Origin of the sequence: Halomonas sp. G11, from assembly GCF_001663515.1 — a bacterium.
Taxonomy (GTDB): Bacteria; Pseudomonadota; Gammaproteobacteria; order Pseudomonadales; family Halomonadaceae; genus Vreelandella.
Window position 1 is genome coordinate 250,095 of record NZ_LYXG01000023.1, and the last position, 12,696, is coordinate 262,790.

General features: G+C 57.1%; 11 protein-coding genes. 5 read left to right on the top strand and 6 right to left on the bottom strand.

All coding sequences use genetic code 11. The features are described 5' to 3' along the window. Window positions 1-50 precede the first annotated feature (50 nt). On the top strand, window positions 51-941 hold the full coding sequence (locus tag ADS46_RS12060; RefSeq protein ID WP_066320666.1) for a LysR family transcriptional regulator: 891 nt from the start codon (window positions 51-53) through the stop codon (window positions 939-941). A gap of 55 nt (window positions 942-996) precedes the next feature. Here ADS46_RS12060 and gcvP read toward each other — a convergent pair whose 3' ends face one another. Together gcvP and gcvH are read right to left on the bottom strand one after the other, a co-directional pair. Next, entirely contained in the window at window positions 997-3,894 is a 2,898-nt protein-coding gene (gcvP, locus tag ADS46_RS12065; protein WP_066320475.1) for an aminomethyl-transferring glycine dehydrogenase, read from the bottom strand. A 71-nt stretch (window positions 3,895-3,965) separates the two neighbouring features. Continuing rightward, window positions 3,966-4,352: a glycine cleavage system protein GcvH gene (gcvH, locus tag ADS46_RS12070; RefSeq protein ID WP_066320476.1), complete on the bottom strand. Its 387-nt coding sequence runs from the start codon at window positions 4,350-4,352 to the stop codon at window positions 3,966-3,968. Between the two features lie 410 nt (window positions 4,353-4,762). Between gcvH and ADS46_RS12075 the strand changes: the two genes are divergently transcribed. Beyond that, window positions 4,763-6,151: an alanine/glycine:cation symporter family protein gene (locus ADS46_RS12075; RefSeq protein WP_066320478.1), complete on the top strand. Its 1,389-nt coding sequence runs from the start codon at window positions 4,763-4,765 to the stop codon at window positions 6,149-6,151. Between the two features lie 94 nt (window positions 6,152-6,245). After that, window positions 6,246-7,358, top strand: coding sequence for a glycine cleavage system aminomethyltransferase GcvT (gcvT, locus tag ADS46_RS12080; protein WP_066320479.1), 1,113 nt, complete (start codon window positions 6,246-6,248; stop codon window positions 7,356-7,358). 47 nt (window positions 7,359-7,405) lie between these two features. On the opposite strand, the gene ADS46_RS12085 is transcribed toward gcvT, so the two are convergent. From ADS46_RS12085 to ADS46_RS12095, 3 genes are read right to left on the bottom strand one after another with little or no spacing between them, the layout of a single operon-like run. Beyond that, complete coding sequence (locus ADS46_RS12085; RefSeq protein WP_082926078.1) at window positions 7,406-8,278, bottom strand: LysM peptidoglycan-binding domain-containing protein; 873 nt, start codon at window positions 8,276-8,278, stop codon at window positions 7,406-7,408. Between the two features lie 20 nt (window positions 8,279-8,298). After that, a complete protein-coding gene (locus ADS46_RS12090; RefSeq protein ID WP_066320481.1) occupies window positions 8,299-9,180 on the bottom strand; it encodes an acyltransferase in 882 nt (293 codons plus the stop codon). Between the two features lie 44 nt (window positions 9,181-9,224). Beyond that, the gene (locus ADS46_RS12095) at window positions 9,225-10,139 is read right to left on the bottom strand and encodes a LysR family transcriptional regulator (RefSeq protein WP_066320485.1); all 915 of its coding nucleotides are present in this window, start codon (window positions 10,137-10,139) and stop codon (window positions 9,225-9,227) included. 198 nt (window positions 10,140-10,337) lie between these two features. On the opposite strand from ADS46_RS12095, the gene ADS46_RS12100 reads away from it, so the two are divergent. Together ADS46_RS12100 and ADS46_RS12105 are read left to right on the top strand one after the other, a co-directional pair. Then, window positions 10,338-11,036, top strand: coding sequence for a CoA transferase subunit A (locus ADS46_RS12100; RefSeq protein ID WP_066320486.1), 699 nt, complete (start codon window positions 10,338-10,340; stop codon window positions 11,034-11,036). Between the two features lie 65 nt (window positions 11,037-11,101). Continuing rightward, window positions 11,102-11,767, top strand: coding sequence for a CoA transferase subunit B (locus ADS46_RS12105; protein WP_066320487.1), 666 nt, complete (start codon window positions 11,102-11,104; stop codon window positions 11,765-11,767). A gap of 48 nt (window positions 11,768-11,815) precedes the next feature. Here the strand turns inward: ADS46_RS12105 and ADS46_RS12110 are convergent, their stop codons facing one another. Next, a complete protein-coding gene (locus ADS46_RS12110; protein ID WP_066320489.1) occupies window positions 11,816-12,583 on the bottom strand; it encodes a DUF1338 family protein in 768 nt (255 codons plus the stop codon). Window positions 12,584-12,696: the final 113 nt, after the last annotated feature.

Here is a 12,696-nt window from a genome sequence, read left to right on the forward strand (position 1 = left end):
ACGAGCAGTATGCTATGATAGGCGCCATTGCTAACCCGATGATGCTCAACATGTTTAATGCGCAATACTTTCGAACCTACATCACTTTAGTGGAAACTGGCAGTTTTACACGTACCGCGCAGCGACTGGATATGACGCAGCCCGGAGTGAGCCAGCATATTCGCAAGTTGGAGCGTTATTTAAATAAAACCTTGTTGGAGCGGCGCGGTCGAGGTTTTACGTTAACCGAGTCGGGGCGTCGGGCTTACGACTATGCGTTGAAGCTGTTTGCTGAGCATGAGCAGTTTCGTCATGCGCTGGACGACGATTTGCTGGATAGCGGCGAATGCCGGATAGCGTCACCGGGAAGCGTGGGGCTGATGTTCTATCCGTACATTCTGGGTCAGCAGCAACGACACCCCAGCTTGACCGTCAGCTACAGCTTTGCCTTCAATCACGAGATCGTCAATGACCTGCTGGAGGGGCGCTATGACATCGGGATCGTGACCGATACGGTCAATCATCCTGATCTGGAGTGCCACCTATGGCATCAGGAGCCGCTGTGTCTGGTGGTACCGGCTGACTTTGTCGAGGGGACGCTTGCGGACCTGATGGGAATTGGTTTTCTCAACTATTACGACGGCATCAACCACGCCAATGCGTTGTTGCGCGCCAACTTTCCGGATGAGTTTCGCTCGATGACGCATTTTCGTCACCAGGGCTTCACCAATGAAGTCAGCATGGTGCTCGATGCTGTCGCCCGGGGGCTGGGTTTTACGGTGGTGTCGCGTCTGGTGCTCGAGACCTCGCCGTGGCAACGCCAGGTGAAGGCACTCAACCTGCCCAATACGGTGAATGAAGTGTTGTATTTACTGCGTCGCAGGGATTCCGTGCTGCCCAAGCGCTATGAAAAGCTGCTTGACGGCTTTCATCAGGAGCGGATGCAGGAAATAACGCCTTGAGGCTCGCTTTACGGGCGTCGGCCTCAAGGCGCTTGGCTGCTGATTGAGCTGGCCGTTATGCGTCGCGGTACTCGTCGATGGTCGGGCAAGAACAAATCAACTGACGGTCACCAAAGACGTTATCCACGCGATTGACGGCTGGCCAGTATTTCGATGCCTTGACGGCGGCGGTAGGGAAGGCCCCCAGTTCACGGTCGTAAGGACGTTGCCATTCGGTGTCGATGATATCCGCCTGAGTATGCGGCGCGTTGACCAGCGGGTTGTTGTCCAGCGGCCACTCCCCCTGCTCGACACGCGTAATCTCCTCCCGAATGGCAATCATCGCATCACAGAAACGGTCAATTTCATACAATGATTCCGACTCGGTTGGCTCGATCATCAGCGTGCCAGGCACGGGGAACGACATGGTGGGCGCATGGAAACCGTAATCCATCAGGCGTTTGGCGATATCTTCTTCGCTGATGCCTGAGGCCGCCTTGAGCGGGCGAATGTCGATGATGCACTCGTGGGCCACTGTACCGTTCTGGCCGCGATAGAGAATCGGGTAGGCCGTTTCAAGCCGTTTGGCAATATAGTTGGCATTGAGAATGGCCAGCTCAGTGGCTTCACGCAGCCCCCGCGCGCCCATCATTTTAATGTAGGCCCAGGAAATCGGCAGGATGGAAGCACTGCCAAACGCCGCGGCGGATACCGCGCCGCACTCTGGATTGACACCGTTAATGGGCGTGACCACGTGGTTGGACACGTAGGGCGCCAGGTGGGCTTTGACGCCGATAGGCCCCATGCCTGGGCCGCCGCCGCCGTGGGGGATGCAGAACGTTTTATGCAGATTCAGGTGTGACACGTCGCCGCCAAAATCCCCGGGGCGGGTTAACCCCACCTGGGCATTCATGTTGGCGCCGTCGATATATACCTGGCCACCGTTGTCGTGAACGATCTGGCAGGCTTCGCGCACGCTGGTTTCAAAAACGCCGTGGGTCGACGGATAAGTGAGCATGATGGCGGAGAGCTGATCCTGGTGCTTTTCTGCCTTGGTACGCAGGTCATCCAGGTCAATGTTGCCGTTGGCGTCGCACTCGACCACCACCACTTGCATTTGCACCATGGCCGCAGATGCCGGATTGGTGCCGTGGGCTGAGCTTGGGATCAGACAGACATTGCGGTGGCCTTCGCCCTGGGCATTCTGGTAACGCCTGATGGCTGCCAGCCCGGCGTATTCACCCTGGGCGCCCGAGTTAGGCTGCATGGAAATATGCTCATAGCCGGTTACCTCAACCAGGAAATCGGCCAGTTCGTCGATCATTTGGTGATAGCCAGCCACCTGCTCGCGGGGTGCGAAGGGGTGGATATGGGCAAACGTCGGCCAGGAAACCGGAATCATCTCGCTGGTGGCGTTGAGTTTCATGGTGCAGGAGCCGAGGGGAATCATCGCATGGGCAAGCGATAAGTCCTTATTTTCCAGCCGCTTCAGATAGCGCAGCATCTCGGTTTCGCTGCGATAGCGCTTAAAGGTAGGGTGGGTCAGAAAGTCGCTTTCCCGCTGGTAGGCGCGGGGAATGCCGGAAACACGGTCAGTCACAATCTGCTCGTCAAGAGCGGCGACAGAGAGTCCGTGCTCATCACCGAGCAGCACGTCGAACAGCAGGGCCACGTCGTGGGCCGTGGTGGTTTCATCCAGGCTGATGCCCACATCGCCGTTGGCAAAATAATGCAGGTTGATGTCGTGGGTCATCGCACGACCATGGATCTTGCCTGCATCTACCTGGTTCAAGCGCAGCGTATCAAACCAGGTGTCATGTGCCAGCCGGATACCTGCCTGCTGAAGGCCGTGGGCGAGCACTGTCGTCAAGCGATGCACACGGCCGGCAATTTTGCGCAGCCCATCGGCACCGTGGTAGGTGGCGTAAAAACCGGCAATGTTGGCCAGTAGCGCCTGGGCAGTACAGATGTTGGACGTGGCTTTTTCGCGGCGAATATGCTGCTCACGGGTCTGCATCGCCATGCGCAGTGCCGTTTGGCCACGGCTGTCCTTGGAGACGCCAATAATCCGCCCGGGAATGGATCGCTTGAGTTTGTCTGATGTGGCAAAAAAGGCGGCGTGAGGACCACCGAAGCCCATGGGTACCCCAAAGCGCTGAGAGTTACCCACCACGATGTCGGCACCCAGAGCACCCGGCTCTTTGAGCAGAACCAGGCTCAGCAGGTCAGTGGCGACACAGGTCATGATTGAATGTTGTTCGGCGGAGCTGATCAACGACGCCAGGTCACTAATGTCGCCGTTGGCCGTGGGGTACTGGAACAAGGCCCCAAAAACGTCATGCTCGGCGACAGATGACGCCGGTCCGACGATGAGTTCAAACCCAAAAAAATCGGCGCGGGTTCTGACCACGTCCAGGGTTTGAGCAAACACATCGTCAGCGACAAAAAAGGCATTGGACTTGTTTTTCTTGTTGGCGCGCTTGCACAACGCCATGGCTTCAGCCGCCGCGGTCGCTTCATCCAGCAGGGAGGCGTTGGCAAGCTCCATGCCGGTTAAATCCATGACCACCTGCTGGAAGTTCAGCAGACCCTCCAGGCGCCCCTGGGATATTTCCGGCTGGTAAGGCGTATAGGCCGTATACCAGCCCGGGTTTTCCAGTACGTTGCGCTGAATCACCGCGGGCATGTGGGTCCCATAGTAACCCTGGCCTATATAACTTTTGGCGACCCGGTTCTGGCGTGCCAGCTGGCTCAGGTAATCCAGGGCTTCGGCTTCGCTTCTGGGATCGTCGAGCGACAGCTCGCGGCCGAGGCGAATATCGCCGGGGACAGTTTGCTCGATCAGGTCTTCCATGCGCTGCATGTCGAGCGCTTTTAGCATGGTGGAGACGTCGTCGGCGTCAGGGCCATTATGACGTTTGATAAAAGCATCGTGGTCAGCCAGTTCGGCTAATCGGCGAGTTTCAAAAGGCATGGAGAGAATTCCGAACGTGATGAGTAAACCGGGCAGGGGGGCTGCGCCTGCCAATGGGCAGGCGTTATTGATCAGTCGTCGCTCAAGGTCGCTTGATAAGCGTCTGCATCCATGAGCTCGTCAAGGTTTTCATCGCTTAAACGCACCTTCATGATCCAGCCGCCTTCATAAGGGGCATCATTGACCGTTTCTGGGGCATCTTCCAGCGCTTCATTGACCTCGATGACTTCGCCATCGACGGGCGAATAAAGGTCAGAAGCGGCTTTGACCGACTCAATGACACCAAACTCATCACCCTTGGTCAGCGTGGTGCCAACATCGGGCAGTTCGACGAACACGACATCACCGAGCGCGGCTTGAGCATGGTCGGTAATGCCGATGGTGACCGTACCGTCTTGATGATCAAGCACCCACTCGTGGCTCTCAGCGTAACGAAGGTTGGCAGGAAGGTTGCTCATGGTGATTCCCTATACGAAACGGATGTGGAGCCGCCATCTTAGCGCTTGTTGTTCACCTTGGCGATGGGCGCTGTGCACGGCGAGCGTTTAGCGACGCATGGTAACGTGTTTCCAATAGGAAACAAGTTCCCCGATGCCGCTTTATGGCGAGACCCCCTACCTAAAGCGTCAATGGCGATTACGTGGTGATGAATTGCCAATTTAGCGATATTTGCTATGTAAACTCGACAATGCCATGGCAAGTGACCAAAGTAATGGTGTAAAACATGGCGATCTTACGTCGGGTGCCGCCAGCGATCGGCTCGTGACACCAGAGCGTTTGATGGCCAGAATTAAGCGACGCGTCGCCAAGCGTTACATCTGGTCTACATCGAATAAATCAAACCATGAAAAGGGTAAGGAGGTAGCAGGTGGAAACATTAAACAGTCTCTTCGGAGCCATTAACGGGGTGGTATGGGGCCCGTTGATGCTCATCTTGCTGCTAGGTGTGGGGATCTACCTCCAGCTTGGCCTGAAACTGATGCCCATCAGGAAGCTCGGTATCGGCTTCAAGCTCATGTGGCAGGGGCGGGAAGCCAAGGGTGAAAGTGCTGAAAAAGATGGTGAAATCTCCCCCTTTAACGCGCTGATGACATCGTTATCGGCGACTATCGGGACCGGTAATATCGCCGGGGTGGCTACCGCGATTGCGCTAGGCGGGCCGGGCGCGGTGTTCTGGATGTGGATCACGGCGCTGGTGGGGATGGCCACAAAATTTGCCGAGGCCCTGTTGGCGGTCCGTTTTCGTGAAACCGACAGTACTGGCTACCATGTTGGCGGACCGATGTTCTATATCAAGAACGGTCTCGGCAAGAAGTGGATGTGGCTTGGCGTACTGTTCGCGTTCTTCGGGGCTGTTGCGGCCTTCGGTATCGGTAACACGGTTCAGTCCAATTCGGTCGCGGATGCCATGGATGCCACCTTTGGCGTGCCGACATGGCTGACCGGTGTGGTGATCATGGTGCTGGCTGGTGCGGTCATTCTCGGCGGCATCAAGCGGATTGCCAAAGTCGCCGGCAAGCTGGTGCCGGTCATGGGCATTGCCTACATCGTTGCGGGTATTCTCGTGCTGATTATTAATGCCGGCCAGATCGGTGAAGCCTTCAGCCTGATTTTCTACTACGCCTTCAACCCTGTTGCGGCTGCGGGTGGTTTTGCTGGCGCGGCGGTCATGGCAGCGATTCGCTTTGGTGTGGCTCGGGGGATTTTCTCCAACGAGGCAGGCTTGGGTAGCGCGCCTATTGCCCATGCGGCGGCACAGACCAAGAACCCGGTCCGCCAGGGTCTGATTGCTATGCTGGGTACCTTCATCGATACCATTGTGGTATGTACCATCACAGCGCTGGTGATCTTGACTTCAACCGTGTGGATCGATGGCGAGGAAGGGGCGTCGCTGACGGCACTTTCCTTCGATGCGGCGCTACCCGGGTTCGGCAATCAGATTGTTGCCGTTGCACTGGCGGTATTTGCCTTTACCACCATCCTTGGCTGGTCGTTCTACGGTGAAAAATGCTTCCAGTTCCTGTTCGGCACGCGCTCTATCATGTTGTATCGGGTACTCTTCGTTCTGGCGATTCCGCTTGGCGCCATGGCACAGCTTGGTTTCATCTGGCTGATGGCAGATACCTTCAACGCCATGATGGCGATTCCCAACCTGATTGCACTGGCACTGCTGTCGCCTGTCGTGTTTAAACTGACCAAAGACTATTTCGATGGCAAAGACGTCTTGCCAGGGGAAGCGTTAGACCACGATAACTAATCGTTGCCAGGCGCTCGTGCGCCTTTGCAATGCTTATGAAGAGTCGGGAAGGCACTCATGTGGCTTCCCGCTCTTGTTTGTAGAGGAGTGATTGATGACTGAGCTTAAACAGACCCCGTTGCATGCGCTGCATGGCCGACTGGGGGCGAAGATGGTGCCTTTTGCCGGTTACGAGATGCCTGTCCAGTTTCCGTTGGGCGTTAAAAAGGAGCACGAGCACACACGCCAGCAGTGCGGCTTGTTTGATGTCTCGCATATGGGGCAGGTAGTGGTGTCCGGTGATAACGTCGCCGAGGAACTGGAAACCCTGATTCCTGCCGATCTGGTTGGGTTGGCCGAAGGTGCCCAGCGCTATGGGCTGCTGACCAGCAACGAAGGCGGGATTCTTGACGACCTGATGGTCGTCAATGCGGGCGAGCATTTCTATCTGGTGGTCAATGCTGCCTGCAAGGAACAGGATATCGCCCATCTGCAGGCTCGTTTAGGTGACCGTCTGAACATAGCGCCCCTGGACCGTGGGTTGCTCGCCCTGCAGGGTCCCAGTGCGCACCAGGTCATGCAGCGGGTGTGCCCGGCAGCCTGCGAGCTGGTGTTCATGCAGCACGGTCGCTTTCAGGTGGATGACCAGGAAATATGGATCAGCCGCAGTGGCTACACCGGCGAAGATGGCTTCGAGATATCGGTGGCGGCTGACGCTACGGAGGCTTTCGCCGAGCGTCTGCTGTCAGAACCAGAAGTAGAGGCCATTGGTCTTGGGGCGCGGGACTCCTTACGTCTGGAAGCGGGTCTGTGTCTCTACGGGCACGACATGGATACCACGACCACGCCGGTAGAAGCCGGTTTGATCTGGGCGATCAGCAAGCCGCGTCGTCACGGCGGCGATCGCCCTGGCGGCTTCCCCGGTGCGGATTTGATCCTTCATCAGGTCGATGCCAAAGACCATGCCCGTAAACGCGTGGGGCTGGTGGCCGAGGGGCGCGCGCCGGTGCGTGAGGGCGCCTCGCTGGTAGATGAAAATGGCAGTGAGGTGGGGACGGTGACCTCCGGTGGATTCGGGCCCAGTGTGGGCAAACCAGTGGCAATGGGCTATGTTTCCCGGGACCTTGAAGCACCAGGCACAACCGTCTATGCCGAAGTGCGCGGCAAACGGTTGCCCATGACGGTCACCAAAACACCCTTTGTCACCGCCCACTATTATCGTGGTTAGGGGCTGTTAAACCGCCCCCCGCTCTGGTTTCAGCCGCGGGGCCGGTTTTATTTCAGCACTCGCCGGGGATCGATCGGTTTGCCGCCCTGACGTAAGTCAAACAACAAATCATGACGCCCTGTGGCCCGACTTTTGCCTACATGGCAAAGCGGGTCACCTGCGGCCACCTGCTGACCTTCTTCGACGGTTAACTGCTCACACAGGGCATAGACGCTTTGCAGGTTATCCGCATGGTGAACAATCACCACCTTCTCGAGCTGTCGCATACTGCCCGCAAAACGAACCTCGCCCCTGGCGACTGCCTTCGCACTTGCATTGGCCTGGGTGGCCAGCAGCATGGGCTGAAGCGTGCCACGGCTATCGGGGCCGTAACGGCGAACCACGCGATAATCGTCCAGCGGCCAGGGCCAGCGTTTGGCCGATGCCGGGAGCGATGAGCTGCTCGGGCTGGACGTTTGCGCGGCCGATTGGCTGCGGCTTGACGTTGTCGAGCTTGCGGTCGAGGTACCATTGCTCGAACCGACGGGAATATTGATCATTTGACCAACGCGCAACTCGGTCGCCGAGCTTCCCGCGTTGGCACTTTGCAGCCGCGATGGGGTGGTGCCGAAATGGCGAGCAAGGCTGGAAAAAGTATCGCCCGGGCGGATCTGGTAGCGGTATGGCCCGCTGGCTGGCGCGCGTTCCTGCTGCGTGGGAATCAGCAAGCGTTGACCAACGGCCAGGTGGCGTGCTCTGACGCCCGGGTTGAAGCGCTGCAGCCTTTCCAGCGGCACGTTGGCGCGTTTGGCTAACTGGCCCAGCGTATCGCCACGTTTGACTGCCACCCAGCTACCGCTGATCTGGGCCGCCGCCGGGGCGGCGACTCGCTGAGGGTCAGAGGGCGTGCTGGCGCAGCCGACCAGTGTGCTGGCGACCATGATAGCCCCGAGCAGCTTGCTCACGCGTGATCGATCTGACCATCCAGCTGACAGTCTTTTTCCTGCCAGAGTGCATTGATCCATGTGTGGAAATGTTCCTTGTGCTGCGATTCGGCGTGATAGTCAGCGGTCAACATCCATGCAGGCACTTCAAGGATGCGTGCCTTCAGGGTGATCGGTGTTTCCTGGCCACAAAGAAAGCCCCAAAAAGTGGGATTCGGATTGGTGTAGCTCAGCGTCACGTCAAGGATGCCGTCGAGCTTGTCGCCAAGCAAGTTTAGGACTTGAGCAACCCCGCCCGCCTTGGGCCGAAGCAGATGGCGGTAGGGGCTCTGTTGCAAGGCGTGTTTATGCGGCGTGAAGCGGGTGCCTTCAACAAAATTGTAGATAGCAATGGGCGACTGGCGGGCGCGAGCGCACATGCGTTTTGTCGCCTCCCGGTCCAGCTTTGCCAGGCCCGGATTGCGGGCAATTTGCTCTCGGGTAATGCGTCGCATGATGGGGAAATCGAGCGCCCAAAAGGCTAGCCCTACGATCGGTATCCACAATAACTGCCGCTTTACAAAGAAACGCGGCATGGGAATGCGCCGGTGAAGAACCATCAGCAGCATAAAGATATCGGTCCAGCTACGATGGTTGGATATCACCAGCCACCACTGATCCGGGCGCAGGTTGTCGGGAACGGACGCCTCTAGCCGAGGTTGTATCCAGTGGCGCATCCACCACAGGTTAACGCCTATCCAGTTCATGGTGACGTGACCAATACCTGCTTGTACTGCCTTTTGAATGCGCCCTCTGGGGGCTATCAGTTTGAGCAACGATAGCGCTGTCAGGGGGATTCCCCAAAAAAGCGTATTGAGGACTAGCAAGACGACGCTAATCACCCCTTTAAACATCGGCATTCCGCGCTTCCTTACTGGTGCGTAATGTTGAATGCTAAAGGATATTACCCAGCCTGCCCAGTCTCATGCTCGGGTAAGTAGGGCGCTTGAACGGTCTCCAGCAAGACCGTGCGTAATGCATGCGCGGCCACTGATAGCTCCTGTTGCGTCAGGATCCCCACGCGACAGGCGACGCTTGGCGAGGTCAGTGGCAGGTAGTGCGCGCCTAGCGCCCGCATCTGGGGAATGCACATTGATGGCACGGCGCTGACGCCCAGACCTTCCGCCACCATTCGGCCGACAGTCGATAACTGATGGCTCTCGAAGGCGACCGGCAAATCCATTTGCTGTCGGGAAAGGGCCTGTTCCAGCAGTCTGCGAACCATCGAGGGACGCTGCAAGGTAATAAAGTCTTCGCCAAGCAAGTCTTCCCATGACAACGATGCTCGCTGATTCAACCGTGAGCCTTTGGCAACGACCGCGACAAAATGGTCCTCGAACAAGGGCGTGAATGACAGGCTGCCGGTACCTTCCGGTGCGAACGCAATGCCCATTTCCACCTGACGCGAACGCACCATGTCGTTAACGTCTTCGTTGATGACATCGTGCACGGTCACATTGATTTTGGGGTACTGTTGACGGAATCTAACCAATGCCCTGGGGAGCAGGTTGCAGGCAAAGGCTGGCATGGCCGCGACGCTGAGGCGTCCCAGCTGCAGGGTAAAGCGTTGACGCAGGCGTTCTTCCGTATTGTCCCACTGGGCGAGCAAGTGCTTGGCCAGCGGCAGCAGCGACTCGCCCTCGGGCGTCAAGCGGACACTGCGAGTGCTGCGTAGCAATAATTTGCCGCCCAGCGCATCTTCGAGCCCTTTTATGGCTAGACTAAGGGCGGGCTGGGACAAATGTAGCCGTTCGCAGGCCTGGGTAAAGCTCAGGGTCTGGGCAACGGCCAGGAAGGCGCGCAACTGTTTGACGGTCATGGCTGGCTCTTTATAAGTTATAAAAATAAATCGATAAGAAAAACAAACTTAACAAATATATTGTCTGGCACAACACTGCAACCCTAAGCCTGCGTCGCGATAGCCGTCACACCTTGCATCTCGTGGGCTCAGCGACATTGGGGTATCACTGACAACCGTCATCGACAACCGTCATCGACAACAAGGCGAGGTATAACAATGGCAGGATTCGATAAGCGTGTTGCTTCCTACGAAGAAGCAATGGAAGGCATTGAAAGCGGCATGACCGTATTGGCCGGTGGCTTTGGCCTGTGCGGCATTCCTGAAAATTTGATTGCTGAAATAAAGCGGCGTGGGGTCAAGGACCTGACCGTTGTATCGAACAACTGTGGCGTCGATGGTTTTGGCCTCGGCCTGTTGCTCGAAGATCGTCAGATACGCAAGATTCTGGCGTCTTATGTAGGCGAAAACGCGCTCTTTGAGCAGCAAATGCTCAATGACGAGATCGAGGTGGTGCTGACCCCCCAAGGGACACTCGCGGAAAAGATGCGCGCGGGCGGGGCCGGTATCCCAGCGTTTTACACCGCCACCGGCTACGGCACCCCCATTGGCGAAGGCAAGGAAGTCCGTGAATTCAATGGTCGTCCGCATATTCTGGAAGAGGCCATTACCGGTGAATTTGCCATTGTGAAGGGCTGGAAAGCCGACCGCTACGGTAATGTGATGTACCGCCATACGGCGCAGAACTTTAATCCCATGGTCGCAACGGCGGGCAGGATTACCGTCGTTGAAGTCGAAGAGATCGTTGAGCCTGGCGAACTGGAGCCCAGTCAGATCCATACACCGGGCATCTATGTAGACCGAATCATTCAGGGCACGTTTGAGAAGCGCATCGAAAAACGCACGGTGCACAGCTAAGAGAGCGGCGTTATCGAACAACCCGGTTTTTTGGCTTTTAATCGATTCACTATGAGGAACTGACCATGGCATTGACACGTGAACAAATGGCTCAGCGCGTGGCGCGTGAACTGGAAGACGGCTTTTACGTTAATTTGGGAATCGGCATTCCGACCCTGGTGGCCAACTATATCCCCGAGGATATGGACGTAATGCTTCAGTCGGAAAATGGTTTGCTCGGCATGGGCCGTTATCCCACGGAAGAAGAAGTTGATCCCGACATGATCAACGCCGGCAAGCAAACCGTAACGGCGAGGCCCGGCGCGGCGATTTTCTCATCGGCAGAGTCCTTCGCAATGATTCGCGGCGGCCACGTGGACCTGACGGTTCTGGGGGCGTTTGAGGTCGACCAGAACGGCAATATTGCCTCCTGGATGATTCCCGGCAAGCTGATCAAGGGGATGGGGGGCGCCATGGACCTGGTGGCCGGTGCGGAAAATATCATTTGCACCATGACCCATGCGTCGAAACACGGGGAATCCAAGCTGCTCGAAAAATGCAATCTGCCACTGACCGGCGCAGGCTGTATCAACCGTGTATTGACTGACCTGGCTTACCTGGAAATCAAGGACGGCACTTTCATCCTGAAAGAGCGTGCGCCGGGCGTGAGTGTTGAGGAAATCGTCGAAAAGACCGCTGGCAAACTGGTGGTACCCGAACACGTCCCCGAAATGACCTTTGTTGAAGGCTAGCCGACCCGCGAGTGCCTGTTGCAACTCAGGGCGTAAGCGTCGCCGCGCTTACGCCATCTCGCAGCGTGCATGAAGAGGCAGCAACAACTCGGCTACCCGCTCGTGATTGCTGTCCAGGTGTTTCTGGACAATGGCCAGGCCGCCCAGGCAGAGGCGATGTTCATCACCCTGGTCGAATATCATTTTTTGCGGCGTGGTCGGATAGAAACGGTGGATGAGCAGATTGGAAACGCTGAACACCCCATTCTGCTGGCCTTCCATGTGGGGCAGGCCGCTTTCTGTCAGTTGCCGGTCAATGGTTTCCATTGACCGGCCAAGCTGTTCGCAGTCAAAGCCGACATGGTGCAGCCTGGGCCCCATTACGGCTAACCAGGCGGCGAGTGGGTGTTCGGTGTAAAGCTGCTGATAGAGTGCCCAGGTAGGCATTGGCCAGGGGCGACCCCTGCAAAGCAGGTTTTGGCCCTTGCTGTCTTGCGGATGTGTCTGCTGGACGAGGCCGAGTAGCGCTTCGCGTGAGGGTCTTGACAGGGTGCCCGTCTGTAATTCGGCGAGAACCAACCAGCTTCCGCTGTCCGCTGGCGCCAACAGGTGGATGAGCAGCCCTTTATCGGCCATCGCATAATGCCCGATATGGCGATACCCCATATGGGCAAGCGCTGGTGACAGTGCCTGTGAGGAAAAACCACCATGATTGAGTGTTACCAGCGTGAGGTAATCCGCTGGCGTTGAAAGGGGCCAGAGGCGAAGTGCCCCGATATCAGGATGGGTATGAATATAATCCAGCCATAACTGCTGGATGAACTCCTCGCGATGCATGCTGCCTTCCTTGCCAGGGTGTCGGCCCACTAACTTATGGGTTGCTATCGACCCCAGTATAGGCAAGTGACAAACGATAAGTTCAACGCAGCTAAACGGCAGGCTAACGATGG